Below are 19,166 nucleotides of genomic sequence, written 5' to 3' on the forward strand. Positions count from 1 at the left end.
GTGAAATGAAAGTTACTGTATTTGGTATTGGCTACGTTGGCTTGGTCCAGGCAACCGTGTTTGCCGAAGTCGGGCATGATGTACTTTGTGTTGATGTTGATACAAGAAAAGTTGAAAACCTGAAAAATGGCCAGATCCCCATTTTTGAACCGGGACTGGAATCCCTGGTTAAAAAAAATTATACCGAAGGGCGTCTGAACTTTACAACGGATGCTAAAGCTGGCGTCGCACATGGCAAATTACAGTTTATCGCCGTAGGAACACCTCCTGATGAAGATGGCTCTGCTGATCTGCAATATGTCACTGCTGTAGCCCGGACCATTGCAGAGAATATGGATAACTACAAAGTGGTAGTTGATAAATCAACTGTTCCTGTAGGAACTGCGGATAAAGTCAACGCTGTCATGCAAGCAGCTTTGGCTGAACGTGGAGCTAATATTCCATATGATGTTGTTTCCAATCCTGAATTTTTGAAGGAAGGGGCCGCAGTTGCTGATTGTATGCGTCCTGAACGCATTATCATTGGCTGTGATAACGACAGCGTGATTGATGTGATGAGAGAGCTGTATGAGCCGTTTAATCGTAATCATGATCGTATGATTGTTATGGATATTCGCAGTGCGGAGCTAACAAAATATGCCGCTAATTGCATGTTAGCAACCAAAATTAGTTTTATGAATGAAATTGCTAACCTGGCAGAAATGTTGGGGGCAGATATTGAGCATGTGCGTCAAGGTATTGGTTCTGATTCACGTATTGGGTATCACTTTATTTATCCGGGGTGTGGATATGGCGGTTCATGTTTTCCCAAAGATGTGCAGGCATTGATTCGCACTTCTGAACAAATCGGATATACGCCCAGGATTTTACAGGCAGTAGAGCAGGTTAACGAAAAACAAAAAAGGAAATTACCTGTTTTTGTTAAGCGTCACTTTGGTGAAGATCTATCTGGCAAGACATTTGCGATATGGGGATTATCATTTAAGCCTAATACAGATGATATGCGAGAAGCATCAAGCCGTGTATTGATGGAAGTATTATGGGAAAGTGGTGCCAAAATACAAGCTTATGATCCAGAAGCTATGCAGGAAGCTCAGCGTATTTATGGACAGCGGGATGATCTTGCGCTGATGGGTACAAAAGAAGCTGCATTAAAAGGTGCAGATGCTTTGATTATTTGTACAGAATGGCAAAACTTTAGGGCACCTGATTTTGATGTTATAAAAAATTCACTCAAAACTCCGGTTATTTTTGATGGACGTAATCTTTATGATCCTGAACGTCTGCAATCCAGAGGATTTACATACTATGGCATTGGTCGTGGTGCCTCTATTAATCCAGTCATTTGAGTTGTGATATGAAATTTTTAGTTACAGGCTCTGCTGGTTTTATTGGTTTTCATGTTAGCCAGCGGTTATTAAGTATGGGGTATGAAGTTGTCGGCATCGATAACATCAATAATTATTATGATGTTAATTTGAAGCAGGCAAGATTAAATTTATTACTCCCTCATCCGGGGTTTAAATTTGAAAAATTAGATCTGGCTGATAGAGTTGCAATTTCGGAGTTGTTTTCTAAACATCAATTTCAACGAGTTATCCATTTGGGGGCCCAGCCGGGTGTTCGTTATTCAATACAGAACCCAATGGCATATATTGATGCCAATATCGTTGGTCATATCAATATTCTTGAAGGATGTCGTCACAATCACGTTGAACATTTATTATATGCGTCTTCAAGTTCGGTATATGGATTAAATAAAAAACAGCCATTCTCTACTGATGATTCGGTTGATCATCCTGTTTCTTTATATGCCGCTACCAAAAAAGCTGATGAATTAATGTCTCACAGCTACTCACATCTTTATCAAATACCGACCACAGGTTTACGGTTTTTTACAGTATATGGCCCGTGGGGGCGTCCTGATATGGCCTTATTTAAGTTTACTAAAGCCATGTTGGAGGGGAGGACTATCGATGTTTATAACCATGGTAATATGGTAAGGGATTTCACATATATTGATGATATTGTCGAGTCTATAATCAGATTACAAACCATTATTCCCACCTCTGATAAAGACTGGTCAGTTGAAGAGGGGCAGATATCTGCCAGCTCTGCACCATATCGTATTTACAATATTGGTAATGGTCATCCGACAAAATTGGGTGATTTTATTGAAGCAATTGAATCGTCATTAGGTATAAAGGCAAAGAAAAACTTTATGGATATTCAGGATGGTGATGTACTGTCCACTTGTGCTGATTCTAGCGCGCTCTACGAGAAGATAGGTTTTTCACCCAATACTCCAGTGAAAGAAGGTGTGAAACGGTTTGTTGATTGGTATTTGGATTTTTACCAGCAGCCTTAACATTAGACTGAGTATTAGAATAGTAATAAAAAAAGGAGCTGTTAGCTCCTTTTTTAACTCTGTGTTAATAAAAAACTAAGTTGATGTTAAATTCTTTTTTTCACGTTGGGGAATAATAAGGGAGTTTAAACCGTTAATATAACCCGTGGTGCTTATACATCAGCCCGTAATTAACTTAGTTAGATATATTAACCATAAAACAAAAATACCCTTGACAGGGTATTTTTGTTATTAGTTTGCAAAATAACTGATTAGATCAGAAAATCTTCCAGTGACTTGCCTTCTTCTTCAATTGCTTTCTTGATTACTGCTGGAGTACGGCCTTGTCCAGTCCAGGTTTTAGTTTCACCATTGTCAATGTATGAATATTTAGCTGGGCGTGCAGCACGTTTAGATTTACCAGTAGTTTTACCACTTAAAGCGTCTACTAAATCGCTTAATTCAATACCGTCTTTTTCCAACATTTCACGGTATTCTTGAAGCTTACGTGTACGTTCTTCTATTTGAGCACGAGCTTGGCTTTCTTCTTCACGACGTTCTTCAACAACAATCGTAAGTTTTTCCAGCATTTCTTCTAAAGTGCTAAGTTCACATTCTCTTGCTTGCGCGCGCAAAGTACGGATGTTATTTAAGGATTTTAAATTTTCGCTCATTGTCCTGGTCTCAAATTATAATGATGATGGCTGATGTATGGATAATAATAGAATGCTATTTTATTTTCTGCAATAGTGAATTTACTTTCTCAGGCTAAAACATCCCATTTTAAAATGCAATTTTTTTGATAATCGATATATTGTGTTTTAATTCTACTATTGGATTTATCATTTCTCGATAACGGTTAGACGTAGATTACTCAAAGCTGAGCGGGGATAAACTCGAACATATAAAACTAATTTATAGTCAATCCGTAAGAGATGTTAACTGTTCATCCCAAAATAAGTTGATATCCAAAGGAGTAATGAAATTTTTTTTATGGGTAATCTATTGGTTATGATTATGGCGAAGTAAATTGCATAAAAGTAAACCACTCTGATTATTAATATGCAAAGAATGGAATAAAAAATAGCTATTTCTTTCTAATGTTAAATTTGTTCATTTGTCATGCAATAAGTACTTGTGGTGCTGATTTTATATGCGCAAATGTGACAATTATCATGAAATTATTCATTTCATATTCGTTCTGATTTTTTCTCCTGTGCTCATTTGGTCAATAACAAAGGATAACTTTAAGTTGGAATTGTGGTAAACTTGCGGTGATATATCGCTTGGTTAAATTTGACAAGAGGACGGACGGGCCAATGGCTCAGCTTTATTTTTATTATTCTGCTATGAATGCAGGAAAATCAACTTCCTTATTACAGTCTTCTTATAACTATAACGAAAGAGGAATGAGGACGTTGATTTTCACAGCAGAAATCGATACCCGATTTGAAAAAGGGAAGGTGGGTTCCCGTATTGGTTTATCCGCAGATGCTTTGTTGTTTTCACCGGTAACTAATATCGCTGAACTTATCAGACGTGAAAACAAAGTAGAAAAGATTCATTGTGTTTTGATTGATGAATGCCAATTTTTAACAAAAGAACACGTCAAACAGCTTTGTGAAATTGTTGATTACGATGATATCCCTGTTCTTTGTTATGGTTTAAGGACAGATTTTCAGGGAGAGTTATTTAGTGGTAGCCAATATCTTCTCGCTTGGTCGGATAAATTAGTTGAACTGAAAACAATTTGTCATTGTGGAAGAAAAGCCAGCCATGTACTGCGTTTTGGCAGCGACGGCAACGTTGTTCATGATGGTGCGCAGGTTGATATTGGAGGCAATGAAAAATATGTCTCAGTGTGTCGCAGGCACTATTCTGATGTCATTCGTGATGCTAAGGCTAAAAAAGCTGAGCGGACATAATGCCTTTTGTATGAGTATTATGATTAAGTTAGAACAAATGAATTAATAAAAAGGCATCGGATACACCTGATGCCTTTTAAATCACATTGGTTTATCATTTATTATTATTTCTTATTATTTTTTTCCTCCTTAGATAAGGCAGGCTCTATGAATTTACGGCCATAAAAGGAATCCAACATTAATTGCTTCAATTCAGTAATTAACGGATAACGAGGATTAGCACCGGTACATTGATCGTCAAAGGCATCCTCTGCCAGTTTATCTATTTTTGCCAAGAACTCGCTTTCCTGAACTCCAGCTTCACGAATTGAGGTTGGAATATTTAGCTGAGATTTTAATTCTTCTAACCATGTAAGGAGTTTTTCAATTTTGGTTGTAGCGCGATCACCTGCACTACTTAATCCCAGGTGTTCTGCAATTTCGGCATAACGACGTCTTGCCTGGGGACGATCATATTGGCTGAATGCCGTTTGTTTAGTGGGGTTATCATTGGCGTTATAGCGAATAACGTTACAGATAAGCAGAGCATTCGCTAGTCCATGTGGAATGTGGAATTCGGAGCCAAGCTTATGAGCCATAGAGTGGCAGACGCCTAAGAAGGCATTGGCAAAAGCGATCCCTGCAATAGTTGCTGCATTATGAACTCGTTCGCGGGCAACCGGATTTTGTGCTCCCTGTTGATAGCTGGCTGGCAGAAAATCTTTGAGCAGCTTCAGGGCTTGTAGTGCCTGACCATCCGAGTACTCATTGGCTAAAACAGAAACATAGGCTTCCAACGCATGAGTTACGGCGTCTAGTCCACCAAAAGCACATAGTGATTTCGGCATATCCATGACAAGATTTGCATCAACGATAGCCATATCGGGAGTTAACGCATAGTCTGCTAATGGATATTTTTGTCCTGTTATGTCGTCAGTCACAACAGCAAAAGGTGTGACTTCTGAGCCCGTCCCGGAACTAGTTGTGATGGCTACCATTTTTTGCTTTACTGCCTATTTTCGGGAACTTATAAATGCGCTTACGGATATCCATAAAACGTAATGCCAGTTCTTCAAAGTGAGTTTCCGGGTGTTCATACATAACCCACATGATCTTTGCTGCATCCATCGGTGAGCCACCACCAAGCGCAATAATAACGTCAGGTTTAAACAGATGCATCTGTTCAGCACCCTTACGGACAACACTTAAGGTAGGGTCTGCTTCAACTTCAAAAAACACTTCGGTTTCTACATTATGAGTTTTCAATACCTTGATAACTCGATCAGCATAGCCGTTATTAAATAAGAAGGAGTCTGTCACGATAAAGGCGCGTTTTACTCCGTCTGTCGCAATTTCTTCCAGAGCGACAGGCAGAGAACCACGTCGGAAGTAGATAGATTTGGGGATTTTATGCCACAGCATATTTTCGGCTCTTTTAGCGACAGTTTTTGTATTAATCAAGTGTTTTGGCCCGACGTTTTCTGAAATAGAATTTCCTCCCCAGGAGCCACATCCTAGCGTCAGAGAAGGGGACAGTTTAAAGTTATAAAGATCGCCTATTCCCCCCTGAGATGCAGGAGTATTAATCAAAATACGCGCCGTTTTCATTTTATCACCGAAATATTTAATGCGGGCTGCTTGATTATCCTGATCAATATAGAGAGAAGAAGTGTGACCAATACCGCCCATTTCAACGAGTTTTTCTGCCTTTTCAACAGCATCTTCAAAGTTTTTACTCCGGTACATGGCGAGCAGTGGTGATAATTTTTCATGGGCGAATGGTTCTTTCTTATCTGCTAATGTAACTTCGCCGATAAGAATTCTGGTATTTTCAGGAACAGAGATCCCGGCCATTTTTGCAATTTTGGTTGCTGGCTGACCGACAATAGCAGCATTCAGATTGTCATTTTTCAGGATAATATTTTGAACAGCTTTAAGTTCTTTTCCTTGCAGGATATAGCCACCATGATTTAAGAAGCGTTCACGGACTTGTTTATAAACATGATCAACCACAATAACGGATTGCTCAGAAGCACAAATCACACCATTATCAAACGTTTTGGACATTAAAATAGAGGCCACTGCGCGTTTGACATCGCCGTCGCGATGCATCTTGAAATCCACAGGGTATATAAAGCCAAATTCATGTTGTGAGCTTTATCAGTAAAATACTGTTATGAATACCGCTAATCACCTTAAAAAACTCTATAAATTCATATAAATAAGTGTTAAGTATGTGTTTTCTTCTGAGAGTTTCTATTTGAGTAAAGCTTATCATTGACTGGTTTTTAAATAGTGATTTAGATCATGAAAGCAGCAAGCTGACACCATTCAGTAGATAGATTTTATTATTAGATATCAAAAAATTATTAGGGTTGTTTTTAAATATTTATTTAATTTTTATGGAATATTTTGTTAAATAAATTTTGATAATATTTTTTTAGAAGAAATAAGTGAAAAATAATTAATAGACAACTAATAAAGAGTATAGCTAGTCGATAAAAACATTTTCGTATCTGGTTAAAAGCTTACTTTTTATATTTTATTTGATAATTTACTCTCCTCTCCAAAAAATACTGTTTTTTTCCACATTATATTGCTTGCTATAGCGGATCATAATTGATGTCTTGTTCCACCATTTTGTGATGAAGATGGGCTTTTAATCTGTGATGATTGCATTTTGTTAAAATAATGTTTATTTTCTTTTTTATTGGAACCTTTAGGTGATCCAATAGATAAAAATAAATAAAAATCATTTTTATCAGTATGTTATTGTTATTTTTGTGAACGTATTCTATGTAAGAATAAATAATTACTTTAACGGCTTAATAAACATATTATAAAAAATATCATAACAAACCTTGTATAGATTGAATGCTGAACATATAAATTGTTCTTATTTAATAAAAGTAATTCGTTGTTTATCACCTGGAGAATAATAATGAGAAAAACACCGTCAAAGTTGAGTCAGTTGATTTCCTCTATCGTTTTATTATCGTTTCCTATGACGCAAGGAATTGCTGCGCAGGTTCCCGCAGGTGTAGTGTTGGCAGAGAAGCAAGAAGTTACTATTAATAATGGTGTTGAGGTTACATCACTGGATCCTCATAAAGTTGAAGGTGGCCCGGAAACCAACATTATTCGTAATTTACTTGAAGGATTGGTAAGCACCGGGCCAAACGGTGAAATTGTGCCGGGTGTAGCAGAAAAATGGAAAACTGATGATTATCAGGTATGGACATTTTATCTACGTGACAATGCCAAGTGGAGTGATGGTAAGCCAGTTACGGCACAGGATTTTGTTTATAGCTGGCGTCGTCTCTCTGATCCAAAAGTAGGATCGCCTTATACCAGTTATTTGCAATATACCTATGTACTGAACGCAGATGATATCTTAAAAGGAAAAAAATCGCCTGATCAACTGGGTGTTAAAGCACTTGATGAGCGCCGTTTTCAAGTGACATTAAGTCGTCCTGTTCCTTACCTTATTAATATGTTGAGCCACACACCGCTGAAACCCGTCCGGCAAGATATTGTGGAGAAGTTTGATATTAAGTGGACGTCACCAGAAAACTTTATCGGCAATGGAGCTTATGTATTAAAGGATTGGGTCATTAATGAACGAATCGTTTTAGTGCGTAATTCGCAATATTGGAATGATAAAGAATCTATTATCGAAAAAGGAACTTTCTTACCTATCGTCTCAGGTATCAGTGATGTTAACCGTTACCGCAGTGGGGAAGTAGATATTACCAACAATGCTATTCCACCAGAATTGTATCAAAAAATGAAACGGGATATTCCTGAGCAAGTGCAAGTTTCACCTTATCTCTGTACGTTTTATTACGAAATTAATAATCAAAAACCATTATTTAAAGATAAACGAGTGCGTGAAGCCATTAAACTGAGTCTTGACAGAGATATTATCACTCAAAGGATTATGGGACAGGGGCAAATTCCGGCATACGGTTTCACTCCTACTTTTATTGGCGGTGGTCTTACGATTAATCCAGAATGGGCGAATTGGACACAAGAACAGCGCAATCAACGGGCAAGAGAGTTATTAAAAGAAGCCGGCTTTGATGCCAGCAATCCGCTCAAATTTACTTTACTCTATAACACCTCAGAGCAGAACAAACAACAGGCTATTGCCGCTGCGTCCATGTGGCAGAAAAACATTGGCGCGAAAGTCACATTACAAAATCAGGAATGGAAAACCTCACTGCAAAATCGCCACCAGGGAAATTATGACGTGGCGAGAGCGACATGGTGTGGCGATTATAACGAGCCTTCATCCTTCTTAAATTATCTATTGTCGGACAGCAGTAATAATACGGCGTTCTACCAGAATGCTGCCTTTGATAATTATCTTAAGCAGGCTCTGACAGGGAAAGACGAAAAAACACGCAAAGAATTTTATCAGTTGGCAGAGGCTCAGCTTGATGCTGATTCGGGGTTGATCCCTGTGTATTACAGGGTTTCTACGCGTCTGATTCGCCCAACGGTCGGAGGAATGACAGGAAAAGATCCTTTAGATTACGTTGATCTTAAGAACTTATATATCAAAAAATAGATAACTGACTGTTATTAAAGGAGTTTGATTACTGTAAATATAAATAAAGCAGTTCCTTTGGGATTGAGAAAATAATTAACCCTGAAAACAGGGCAGCTTTTATAAGAGCCTGATGAATCACATAGGAGTAATAAAAGATGATAAACACAACAAAAAAGAAAATTGCTGCTGGCGTTACGGTAGCATTAAGCATGATGATCGGGGTACAGGCATTTGCGGCAAAAGTTCCTGCGGGTGTACAACTGGCAGAAAAACAAACTCTGGTACGTAATAATGGCACTGAACCACAATCACTGGATCCACATAAAATAGAAGGTGTACCAGAATCAAATATTGCCCGTGATTTATTTGAAACACTGGTGATTAATGACCCTGACGGCAAAATTATTCCGGGTGTTGCCGAGAGCTGGGAACATAGCCCGGATTTCACAGTCTGGACATTCCACCTGCGTAAAGACGCGAAATGGTCAAACGGTGATCCTTTCACGGCACAAGATTTTGTTTACAGTTGGCGTCGAGCAACTGATCCAAACACTGCATCCCCTTATGCAAGTTACATGCAATATGCTCATCTTCTGAATGTTGATGATATCATCAAAGGTAAGAAAAAACCGGAAACATTGGGTGTTAAAGCATTAGATGACCATACATTACAATTAACACTTAGCGAGCCTGTACCTTATTTAGTCCGATTAATGGTTCACACATCAACATCACCAGTGCATCGTGCGACTGTTGAAAAATACGCTGAAAGATGGACACAGCCACAGCATTTTGTCGGCAATGGTGCTTATAAAGTGAAAAGTTGGGTGATTAATGAGCGCCTTGTCTTAGAACGTAATCCAATGTACTGGGATAATAAAAATACAGTCATTGATCAAGTCACTGTCCTGCCTATCTCCTCTGAAGTCACTGATGTTAATCGTTATCGTGCCGGCGAAATTGAGATGAGTTATGACAACTTACCCGTTGAGCTATTCCAAAAACTGAAAAAAGAGATCCCTGAACAATTACGTTCTAACCCAAAATTGTGCACCTATTACTACGAGATTAATAATGAGAAGCCGCCATTTAATGATCCTCGAGTACGCACCGCGCTAAAATTGGGTATGGATCGCGATCTTATGACTCATAAGGTAAAAAATCAGGGTGATATACCGGCTTATGGTTATACACCACCCTATATCGCCGATTTTAAAGATGAGAAACCAGATTGGTACGTAAAACTAAATCAACAGCAGCGTAACGAAGAAGCGAAAAAGCTACTGGCAGAAGCTGGATTTACCAAAGATAACCCACTGAAAATTAAGTTACTGTATAACACTTCCGATCTACATAAAAAATTAGCCATTGCAGCTGCATCTGTTTGGAAAAAGAATATCGGTGTTGAAGTTTCTCTCGAAAACCAGGAATGGAAAACCTTCCTTGATTCCCGTCATCAGGGCAATTATGACGTAGCCAGAGCCGGATGGTGTGCTGACTACAACGAAGCCTCTACCTTCTTGAATCCTATGTTATCCAATAGTAGCAATAATACTTCTCATTATAAGAGCAAAGAATTTGATGCCTTAATGAAACAGTCATTGCAAGCGAAAACTGATGAAGAGCGAGCCGAAATCTATGCTAAGGCTAATGCGCAATTGGATAAAGATTCCGCAGTGGTTCCTCTCTTTTACCATACAAACACCCGTTTATTAAAACCTTATGTAGGTGGTTACACCGGCAAAGATCCGCTGGACAACTTCCATACCAAGGACATGTACATCATAAAACATTAGGAATCAGCGGGTGGCTTAAGTAATGAGCTGCCTGCATATCAGATAATTAAGACCAAGGTTTGGTCAGATAATAGGAACGGGCAATGCTTAAATTTATTTTACGCCGCTGCTTAGAGGCGATCCCGACACTTTTCATTCTCATCACGATTTCGTTCTTCATGATGCGGCTTGCTCCGGGTAGCCCATTTACCGGGGAAAGAAAGCTCCCACCTGAAGTGATGGCGAATATTGAAGCAAAATACCATTTGAATGATCCTATCTATAAACAATATTTTAATTACTTAATTCAACTCTCCAAAGGGGATTTTGGCCCTTCATTCAAGTATAAGGACTACAGTGTAAATGATTTGGTGGCAGAAGCGTTGCCCGTTTCTGCTAAATTAGGTGCCGCTGCTTTTATTATGGCAGTTATATTTGGTGTCAGTGCGGGGGTTATTGCTGCGCTGAATCAGAATACTAAATGGGATTATACGGTAATGGGGTTTGCTATGACGGGGGTGGTTATCCCGAGTTTCGTGGTGGCCCCTTTATTGGTTCTGATATTTGCCATTACATTAAAGTGGCTGCCGGGAGGTGGCTGGAATGGTGGCGCACCTAAATATATGCTCTTGCCGATGGTTGCTTTATCCCTTTCTTATATCGCCAGTATTTCCCGTATTACCCGTGGTTCCATGATCGAAGTTCTGCATTCCAACTTTATCCGAACAGCAAGAGCCAAAGGGCTGCCATTACGAGCGATTATTTTCCGTCATGCATTGAAACCCGCCTTGTTACCAGTGATTTCCTATATGGGACCAGCCTTTGTGGGCATTATTACCGGTTCAATGGTTATTGAAACTATCTTCGGTTTACCCGGTCTGGGGCAATTGTTCGTTAATGGTGCATTAAACCGTGACTACTCATTAGTGTTGAGCCTGACGATTTTAGTAGGCGGGCTGACCATTATGTTCAACGCCATCGTTGATGTGCTGTATGCCGTCATCGATCCGAAAATACGTTACTAAAGACTGGAGCACGCAATGTTACTAAATAAGAAAAATAGCGAAGCTCTGGAAAATTTCTCTGAGCAGCTGGAAATTGAAGGCCGCAGTTTGTGGCAGGATGCACGCCGCCGTTTTATGCACAATAAAGCAGCAATTACAAGTTTATGTATCCTATTTTTAATCACATTATTTGTCATTCTGGCACCAATGTTATCTCAGTATGCCTACGACGACACTGACTGGAACATGATGACCATGCCACCTGATTTCGAATCACACCACTATTTTGGTACAGATTCATCCGGTCGTGATCTGTTAGTCCGTGTAGCCATCGGCGGACGCATTTCATTAATGGTTGGTCTAGCGGCTGCTCTGATTGCTGTGATATTCGGCACATTATATGGCGCGATGTCCGGCTATCTTGGTGGCAAAGTCGATATGGTCATGATGCGTTTGCTGGAAATCCTGAACTCCTTCCCATTTATGTTCTTCGTTATCTTGTTAGTGACTTTCTTTGGGCAAAACATCCTGCTGATTTTTGTTGCGATAGGTATGGTGTCATGGTTGGACATGGCACGTATCGTCCGGGGCCAGACATTGAGCCTCAAGCGCAAAGAGTTCATTGAAGCTGCATTGGTCTGTGGTGTATCTACCCGTCACATCGTTTTACGCCATATCGTGCCAAACGTACTGGGTGTGGTGGTAGTTTATGCTTCATTGCTGGTGCCAAGTATGATCCTGTTTGAATCTTTCCTCAGTTTCCTCGGATTGGGAACGCAAGAACCCCTAAGCAGTTGGGGAGCTTTATTAAGTGATGGTGCTAATTCAATGGAAGTGGCTCCGTGGTTACTCTTATTTCCTGCGGGCTTTCTGGTAATGACCCTGTTTTGTTTTAACTTTATTGGTGACGGCCTGCGAGATGCCCTCGACCCGAAAGACCGTTAAGGAGAGCCTATGAATAGCGTAGAAACGATAAAACATGCTAAAAGCGCTGAAGAACCACTATTAACGGTGAATGATTTAAACGTGGTATTCAGTACGCCTGATGGTAACGTAACAGCAGTGAATAAACTGAATTTTGATTTGCAGGCAGGGGAGACCCTGGGCATTGTGGGTGAATCAGGTTCCGGTAAGTCTCAGACAGCATTTGCATTAATGGGATTGCTGGCCAGTAATGGTGCGGTTAGTGGATCAGCGGTTTTTAACGGGCGAGAAATTCTTAACCTGCAAGAAAAAGAGTTGAATAAGATGAGAGCGGAAGAAATCTCGATGATCTTCCAGGATCCTATGACATCTCTCAATCCTTATATGCGGGTAGGTGATCAGCTGACCGAAGTGCTGATGCTGCATAAAAATATGAGCAAGAGTGCAGCCGTTGAAGAATCCATCCGAATGCTGGATGCTGTCAAAATGCCAGAAGCGCGTAAACGCATGAAAATGTTCCCGCATGAATTTTCTGGTGGAATGCGTCAGCGCGTCATGATAGCAATGGCGCTGTTGTGTCAGCCTAAGTTGCTGATTGCGGATGAACCTACTACTGCACTGGACGTCACTGTTCAGGCGCAGATCATGACCTTACTTAACGAACTGAAAAAAGAATTTAACACCGCCATCATTATAATCACCCATGACTTGGGAGTGGTTGCCGGTATTTGTGACAAAGTGTTGGTTATGTATGCGGGCAGGACCATGGAATATGGTACTGCGCGCGACATATTCTATCGTCCGACACATCCTTATTCGATTGGATTGCTTAACGCTGTTCCCCGGCTGGATGGTGATGAAGAATCTCTGGCAACAATTCAGGGCAATCCTCCGAACTTACTGCGTTTGCCAAAAGGCTGTCCATTCCAGCCACGTTGTCAGTTTGCTACTGAACATTGTGCGAGCGAAGAACCACCATTGGAACAGTTTGACCTTGGGCGCTTACGTGCCTGCTTCAGACGTCAGGAGGAATTAGTATGAATACAGTTGGTACAAACACAATAACTGAAAAAAGCGTCCTCCTGGAAGTTGATGATCTAAAAGTTTATTTTGATATCAAGGATGGCAAGCAGTGGTTCTGGCAATCTGCGAAAACATTGAAAGCCGTAGATGGTGTTACCTTGAGACTATACGAAGGAGAAACGCTGGGAGTTGTAGGTGAATCAGGCTGTGGTAAATCAACCCTTGCCAGAGCGGTTATTGGATTAGTCAAAGCTTCTGGTGGTTCGGTTACCTGGCTTGGTCAAAACCTTTTTGATATCAATGAAAAGCAGTGGCGGGATATTCGTAATGACATTCAGATGATTTTTCAGGATCCGCTGGCATCCCTTAACCCACGTATGACTATTGGTGACATCATCGCCGAACCACTAAAGACTTATTACCCCAAAATGAAAGATGTGGAGGTAAAAGAAAGGGTTAAAAAGATGATGATGAAGGTAGGTTTATTGCCTAACCTGATTAACCGCTATCCCCACGAATTTTCAGGCGGGCAGTGTCAGCGTATTGGTATTGCCAGAGCCCTGATTCTGGAGCCTAAACTGATCATCTGTGACGAGCCTGTTTCTGCATTGGATGTTTCTATCCAGGCGCAGGTTGTAAATTTATTGCAGGAAATACAGCGGGAAATGGGGCTTTCCTTGATCTTTATCGCTCATGATCTCTCAATAGTAAAACATATCTCAGATCGAGTATTGGTCATGTATTTGGGGAACGCAGTGGAGCTGGGGACTTACGACGAGGTTTATCACAATCCTCTGCATCCATATACCCGGGCATTGATGTCAGCAGTACCTATTCCTGACCCGGATAAAGAACGCAACAAACATATTGAATTGCTGGAAGGGGAACTACCTTCACCGATTAACCCCCCATCAGGATGTGTATTCCGCACCCGTTGTCCAATGGCTGATGCAGAATGTGCCAGAACGCGCCCATTACTGGAAGGTAGTTTCAAACATGCGGTTTCTTGTCTTAAGGTGGATCCGCTGTAGCAAGGAAACAGATATTGTGATAAGTGAATCGGTTATATGACTTAGTCATTAATATTTATCAAAGCCCTCGTTATGAGGGCTTATTTATGGCTGAAAAATAGTGATGCTTAACCGATTAATTGTAAATTAACTGTATGATTAGCGTGCAAATCTGTTGAGTATTTCGCTCATCAATACAGCCACCTGCTTTAAAATGGCTTTTTCCGTTTCCAGACACTTTACCTGAATTTCCAATACATTAATCCAGCGTTGAGCGGAGAGTGTGTTTGCCGCAAAGGGGTTATCTTTGAAATTTAGCCCGGTATTGTTTTATCCATTACACAATATGCTGGTGTTGATATCCAGACTATAAGACATATCAACAGGTTGTAACGGGTGTTTGATCACTTGTTTGAATTTTTGGTGAATAATAACTCAGATTGATTGATAGTTTTTCATTGAGCACACTTTTTTTGACTGTTATCAGATTTAGCTGATTTACATGGTGTCTTGAATTATTTGGCCATAACAATTATCAGTAGCGAGATAAATTTTATTAATTCTCCATCTGCTATTTTATGTCATCCTGCCATCAAAACGTGCAACTTATCAAATATTAGTCAAGCCGTACTCTCCAGTATTGATGAACCGATTTTATTGATGTTCACAGGCGGAGAAGTATCCCACCGCCTTCATGTTATTTAGCAATGTGTATTGTTGATTAAATGAGGGAATGACTATGAGCATTCAAGATAAAAAACCTGAGTCAAAAGCCTTAGACGATGGTGGCCTTGTTGTCGTTACAACACCGGAATACGTCAGAGATTTGGTTAGAGAATCGATTGAAGATCATGCTAAAAGTCGCAATCATCCAGATGCAACATTGCAAGATAAAGGATTTGTTACTCTCAGTAATGATGTTGGTAGTGATAGCGAAACTAATGCAGCAACACCAAAAGCAGTTAAGACAACATATGATTTAGCAAACAAAGCCAATGAGAATGCTGATACTCGTCTGGCGAAAAATCAGAATGGCGCGGATATACCTAATAAAGAAGAATTTGTTAAAAATCTTGGATTGGCAGAAGGGTCAGCATTGCCCGTTGGAGTCCCCGTTCCTTGGCCGACAGAAACTCCACCAGAAGGATGGCTAATATGTAACGGTAAGTCATTTGATAGAACAAAATACCCGAAACTTGCTCTTGCCTATCCGTCAGGAAAGTTACCTGATTTGAGAGGAGAATTTATTCGTGGGTTAGATAGTGGGCGTGGTGCGGATCCAAACAGAGAAATATTAACGCACCAAGAGGGCACCATCGTTTCAGGTTTTGATGACAACGATACTGGAGATATAAGCTCTATTGGTGAACCTAAATATGCGTTTGGTGATCCTATGACAGACACCCAATGGAAGAGTATTAAAGGTAAGAAATGGATATCTTGGAATCGAAATGATATAGCGCATCGTTATGACTGGTGGGCTTATGTATCAGCTCGTCCACGTAACGTAGCATTCAATTACATCGTGAGAGCAGCTTAAATCCTGATTGAATATATTATAACCCGCAATTATTTTGCGGGTTAATCTGTGTCTGCCTGAAGTAAGTTGGTATACTCGGCAGTATAGAAAAAATATGAATAGCTGGCTCAGGACTGTTTCTTGGTCACATCTTAAAGATCAAGAGACTTGATTAGCATATAACTTTCAACGAGGTTTTGTAACATAATCCATTCTTCCCAAAGCCTTTTTTATCCAATGTGACCACTATGCTTCGAGCCGCAGCAACCCGCCAATATTCCCTGATTGATATATCGTTACATGCTTCGGTCACGTATTCAACCCATTGATGGTTGTGTATAATCGCCATTTTTTCGGAGAAATGAAATGGCGACGATTGAAGTAAGATGTCGATTTTGTCAACAAATTGAATTCGTCAAAAAACACGGTAAAGGCAATGCGGGGCATCAACGCTATCGCTGTTTCTCCTGCAAGCGAACCTTTCAACTTGAATACGCCTATCGGGCGTGCTAAGCGGGTATAAAAGAACAACTCGTTGATCTTGCTATGAACAATTCAAGCATTCGAGATACTGCCCGGGCATTACATATCAGTATTAATGCCGTCGTCCGTGTTTTAAAAAACTTAAACTGTGATGCGTAACAAGACTCACGTTGGATAATATCGAAGTCCAGCTTATCTGCAAAGTTGACGAAATGGGGCCGTTTGTCGGGAATAAGAAATGCCAACGCGGGTTATGGTACGCTTGGGAGCACCGGCTAAAGCGTATTATTGCTCACACGTTTGGAAGGCGGAACAAGAAAACGCTTAAAAAGCTTCTGAAAAGATTATCTCGATTCAATATCGCTTTTTGGTGTACAGATAAATTTAAAGCCGACAATATGCTACCTGAAAATAGACACCTCGTCGGGAAAAGTTTTACGCAACGTATCGAACGTGAAAATCTTACCCTACGTAATCGAATTAAGCGCTTGAACCGCAAAACACTGGGCTACTCAAAATACCCCGAAATGCACGACAAAGTTATCGGTACTTTTATCGAAAGAGAAGACTACATTTAAGGCAGTTCAACGGATTGAATACGTGATCCTAAATTAATTGGTTTAATATTTCATTTTTTCCACAATACCCGACAAACCGGATGCGCCTTTTCCCGACAAATCAGTACACGCGCAAATATATCATCAATTTCTGCGTCGTCAGACTCTGCCAGTCCAATAATTACCTCCGAAAAGAAATCAGGATCTAACTCAAAATCAACATGTGCGAGCCATATTTTTGAAGGTTCTGATAACTCTGCACCACCACGTTCTTCAAACTGTAAACTAAACAGTAAACTATCGGCAGGATCGAGATTAGCGACTGCTTGTTCCAGAAATATGTCGTAGGCTTTTTCCAGCGCTTCATCTTCGGTCATTCGGTTGTTGAGGTTTAATTGCAGAGAATGTGGATGTGTTGGTTGATTTTCCATGATGGTATTGCCTGAGCTTAATAAATAACTGAGAAAAATTAAAACATGAACAGCAGTGATTGGATACTGTTAACCTAAAATAATAGCCCCATTAGTATTGATGGGGCTATGATGAATGCCCATATGTCCGTATTCAGCAGCGTTTTTTGCGCTGCAACTCACAGAAGCGGGCTGAAAAAATAACAGAGACGTTCAAGGATGCGGTGCCGGACGGGGCGCTTTAGCCATTCCTCACTGTCAAGTAGTGTAGAACGGGTAATATAATCCTGCTGGACAAGCATCAAGTCACTGCCAAACAGCCCGTCGTCAATAATAACTGTGATTTCAAAGTTCAACCACAAGCTGCGCATATCCAAATTGACAGAGCCAACCATGCTGAGTTGCCCATCTACTAAAACGCTTTTTGTGTGTAATAACCCGTCCTCGAATTGATAAATTTTCACGCCTGCTTCCAGCAATTCTGTAAAAAATGCCCGGCTTGCCCAGCGTACAAGGAATGAGTTGTTCTGGCTTGGCACAATAATGCTGACATCAACCCCGCGCATGGCCGCAGTACAGATTGCGTGCATTAAATCGTCACTGGGCACAAAGTAGGGCGTAGTAAGAATGAGTTGCTCTCTGGCAGCAAAAATAGCAGTCATTAGGGATTGCTGGATCAACTCATCGGGAAAACCGGGGCCGGAAGCAATGACCTGAGCGGTATGCCCGGATGCCTGTTCAAAAGGCATAATATTACTGTCAGGTGGCGGTGGCAGATGGCGTTGACCCGTTTCCATTTCCCAGTCGAAAGCATAGATAATTCCCAATGTTGCTGTGACAGGGCCTTCCATTCTTACCATGATATCGATCCATTGACCAACTCCTGCATCCTGTTTGAAAAAACGGGGATCTACCATATTCATACTACCGGTATATGAAATATAGTTATCGATAAGAATAATTTTTCTATGTTGCCGCAAATCCATGCGACGTAAAAACAGACGGAAGATATTAACTTTTAGTGATTCTACAAATTCAATGCCGCTCTTACGCATAATGTCAGAGTAGGGGCTACGGCAAAATTGCCAGCTTCCTGCTGAATCCACCATTATACGGCATTTGACACCGCGCTTAGCTGCACGCATTAAAGCGTCAGTAACCTGATCAACCAACCCGCCAGCCTGCCATATATAAAACACCATTTCGATACTGTGATCAGCGTTTTCTATATCATTGATGATCGATTTCAGAGACTTTTCATAAGAAGTCATGAGTTGCATTTGGTTGCCTCTGACACCTCTTATTTTTTGGCGGCGTTCACATAACCGGAACAGTGGAGCAGCCACTTCACTGTTTTCATTGGCAAAGATATGCTTCGATTTCCTTAGCTCAGAGAGCCAATTAGCCACAGACGAGCGCATCTGTTTTGCTTGTTCAACTCTGCGTTTACCCAGATGCAGTTCGCCAAATGACAAATAAGCAACAACTCCGACTAAAGGAAGGATGTAAATGATAAGCACCCAAGTCATCGCTGATGTCACTGGCCGACGTTTCATCAGAACCCGAATGGTGATACCAGCAATAATCAGCCAGTATAAGAAAAACGCCAGCCAGCTCAGTACAGAATAAATGGTTGTCATCGGTGGCAATCAATC

14 protein-coding genes and 2 pseudogenes are annotated in these 19,166 nt (G+C 40.6%); 11 read left to right on the forward strand and 5 right to left on the reverse strand.

Annotation, left to right across the window (positions count from 1 at the left end; all coding sequences use genetic code 11):
• The first annotated feature begins 5 nt into the window (after positions 1-5).
• Positions 6-1,349: a UDP-glucose dehydrogenase family protein gene (locus BDD26_RS14535; protein ID WP_115826925.1), complete on the forward strand. Its 1,344-nt coding sequence runs from the start codon at positions 6-8 to the stop codon at positions 1,347-1,349.
• 8 nt (positions 1,350-1,357) lie between these two features.
• Entirely contained in the window at positions 1,358-2,368 is a 1,011-nt protein-coding gene (locus BDD26_RS14540) for an NAD-dependent epimerase (protein WP_038270162.1), read from the forward strand.
• A 251-nt stretch (positions 2,369-2,619) separates the two neighbouring features.
• Here the strand turns inward: BDD26_RS14540 and hns are convergent, their stop codons facing one another.
• Positions 2,620-3,021, reverse strand: coding sequence for a histone-like nucleoid-structuring protein H-NS (gene hns, locus BDD26_RS14545; protein ID WP_038270161.1), 402 nt, complete (start codon positions 3,019-3,021; stop codon positions 2,620-2,622).
• Positions 3,022-3,666: 645 nt separating this feature from the next.
• Here hns and BDD26_RS14550 point away from each other — a divergent pair.
• The gene (locus tag BDD26_RS14550; protein ID WP_038270160.1) at positions 3,667-4,272 is read left to right on the forward strand and encodes a thymidine kinase; all 606 of its coding nucleotides are present in this window, start codon (positions 3,667-3,669) and stop codon (positions 4,270-4,272) included.
• Positions 4,273-4,376: 104 nt separating this feature from the next.
• Here BDD26_RS14550 and adhE read toward each other — a convergent pair.
• Positions 4,377-6,348, reverse strand: a pseudogene (gene adhE, locus BDD26_RS14555) (bifunctional acetaldehyde-CoA/alcohol dehydrogenase); the annotation flags it as partial.
• 844 nt (positions 6,349-7,192) lie between these two features.
• On the opposite strand from adhE, the gene BDD26_RS14560 reads away from it, so the two are divergent.
• The 7 genes from BDD26_RS14560 (at position 7,193) to BDD26_RS14590 (ending at position 16,082) form a co-directional block, all read left to right on the forward strand.
• Positions 7,193-8,824 carry an ABC transporter substrate-binding protein gene (locus BDD26_RS14560; RefSeq protein WP_115826926.1) on the forward strand — a complete coding sequence of 544 codons (1,632 nt, stop codon included), beginning with the start codon at positions 7,193-7,195 and terminating at the stop codon, positions 8,822-8,824.
• A gap of 137 nt (positions 8,825-8,961) precedes the next feature.
• Positions 8,962-10,602: an oligopeptide ABC transporter substrate-binding protein OppA gene (gene oppA / locus BDD26_RS14565; RefSeq protein WP_115826927.1), complete on the forward strand. Its 1,641-nt coding sequence runs from the start codon at positions 8,962-8,964 to the stop codon at positions 10,600-10,602.
• Between the two features lie 83 nt (positions 10,603-10,685).
• Positions 10,686-11,606, forward strand: a complete 921-nt coding sequence (gene oppB / locus BDD26_RS14570; RefSeq protein WP_038270147.1) for an oligopeptide ABC transporter permease OppB — start codon at positions 10,686-10,688, stop codon at positions 11,604-11,606.
• Between the two features lie 15 nt (positions 11,607-11,621).
• Positions 11,622-12,530 (forward strand): oligopeptide ABC transporter permease OppC, encoded by a 909-nt coding sequence (gene oppC, locus BDD26_RS14575; RefSeq protein ID WP_038270146.1) that lies wholly within the window; start codon positions 11,622-11,624, stop codon positions 12,528-12,530.
• Between the two features lie 9 nt (positions 12,531-12,539).
• Positions 12,540-13,550, forward strand: a complete 1,011-nt coding sequence (oppD, locus tag BDD26_RS14580) for an ABC transporter ATP-binding protein (protein WP_038270145.1) — start codon at positions 12,540-12,542, stop codon at positions 13,548-13,550.
• Entirely contained in the window at positions 13,547-14,563 is a 1,017-nt protein-coding gene (gene oppF / locus BDD26_RS14585) for a murein tripeptide/oligopeptide ABC transporter ATP binding protein OppF (protein WP_038270143.1), read from the forward strand. The genes oppD and oppF overlap by 4 nt, the downstream gene beginning before the upstream one ends.
• A 718-nt stretch (positions 14,564-15,281) precedes the next feature.
• Positions 15,282-16,082 carry a phage tail protein gene (locus BDD26_RS14590; RefSeq protein ID WP_115826928.1) on the forward strand — a complete coding sequence of 267 codons (801 nt, stop codon included), beginning with the start codon at positions 15,282-15,284 and terminating at the stop codon, positions 16,080-16,082.
• 288 nt (positions 16,083-16,370) lie between these two features.
• On the opposite strand, the gene BDD26_RS20295 is transcribed toward BDD26_RS14590, so the two are convergent.
• Positions 16,371-16,547 carry a hypothetical protein gene (locus BDD26_RS20295; RefSeq protein WP_244922830.1) on the reverse strand — a complete coding sequence of 59 codons (177 nt, stop codon included), beginning with the start codon at positions 16,545-16,547 and terminating at the stop codon, positions 16,371-16,373.
• Between BDD26_RS20295 and BDD26_RS14595 the strand changes: the two are divergent.
• Positions 16,467-17,122, forward strand: a pseudogene (locus tag BDD26_RS14595) (IS1 family transposase). The gene BDD26_RS20295 and the pseudogene BDD26_RS14595 sit on opposite strands and share 81 nt — an antisense overlap.
• Positions 17,123-17,172: 50 nt before the next feature.
• On the opposite strand, the gene BDD26_RS14600 reads toward BDD26_RS14595, so the two are convergent.
• Positions 17,173-17,502 carry an HI1450 family dsDNA-mimic protein gene (locus BDD26_RS14600; RefSeq protein WP_038270305.1) on the reverse strand — a complete coding sequence of 110 codons (330 nt, stop codon included), beginning with the start codon at positions 17,500-17,502 and terminating at the stop codon, positions 17,173-17,175.
• A gap of 188 nt (positions 17,503-17,690) precedes the next feature.
• Positions 17,691-19,151 (reverse strand): cardiolipin synthase, encoded by a 1,461-nt coding sequence (gene cls / locus BDD26_RS14605; protein WP_038270139.1) that lies wholly within the window; start codon positions 19,149-19,151, stop codon positions 17,691-17,693.
• Positions 19,152-19,166: the final 15 nt, after the last annotated feature.

Source organism: Xenorhabdus cabanillasii (assembly GCF_003386665.1).
GTDB classification, from domain to species: Bacteria; Pseudomonadota; Gammaproteobacteria; order Enterobacterales; family Enterobacteriaceae; genus Xenorhabdus; species Xenorhabdus cabanillasii.

Excerpts from the sequence above, each read along its gene's own strand:
- BDD26_RS14540 (WP_038270162.1), top strand. The coding sequence starts at position 1,358 with ATGAAATTTTTAGTTACAGGCTCTGCTGGTTTTATTGGTTTTCATGTT.
- oppC (WP_038270146.1), top strand. The coding sequence starts at position 11,622 with ATGTTACTAAATAAGAAAAATAGCGAAGCTCTGGAAAATTTCTCTGAG.
- oppA (WP_115826927.1), top strand. The coding sequence starts at position 8,962 with ATGATAAACACAACAAAAAAGAAAATTGCTGCTGGCGTTACGGTAGCA.
- BDD26_RS14590 (WP_115826928.1), top strand. The coding sequence starts at position 15,282 with ATGAGCATTCAAGATAAAAAACCTGAGTCAAAAGCCTTAGACGATGGT.
- BDD26_RS14560 (WP_115826926.1), top strand. The coding sequence starts at position 7,193 with ATGAGAAAAACACCGTCAAAGTTGAGTCAGTTGATTTCCTCTATCGTT.
- hns (WP_038270161.1), bottom strand. The coding sequence starts at position 3,021 with ATGAGCGAAAATTTAAAATCCTTAAATAACATCCGTACTTTGCGCGCG.
- oppD (WP_038270145.1), top strand. The coding sequence starts at position 12,540 with ATGAATAGCGTAGAAACGATAAAACATGCTAAAAGCGCTGAAGAACCA.
- BDD26_RS14535 (WP_115826925.1), top strand. The coding sequence starts at position 6 with ATGAAAGTTACTGTATTTGGTATTGGCTACGTTGGCTTGGTCCAGGCA.
- BDD26_RS14550 (WP_038270160.1), top strand. The coding sequence starts at position 3,667 with ATGGCTCAGCTTTATTTTTATTATTCTGCTATGAATGCAGGAAAATCA.
- oppF (WP_038270143.1), top strand. The coding sequence starts at position 13,547 with ATGAATACAGTTGGTACAAACACAATAACTGAAAAAAGCGTCCTCCTG.
- oppB (WP_038270147.1), top strand. The coding sequence starts at position 10,686 with ATGCTTAAATTTATTTTACGCCGCTGCTTAGAGGCGATCCCGACACTT.
- cls (WP_038270139.1), bottom strand. The coding sequence starts at position 19,151 with ATGACAACCATTTATTCTGTACTGAGCTGGCTGGCGTTTTTCTTATAC.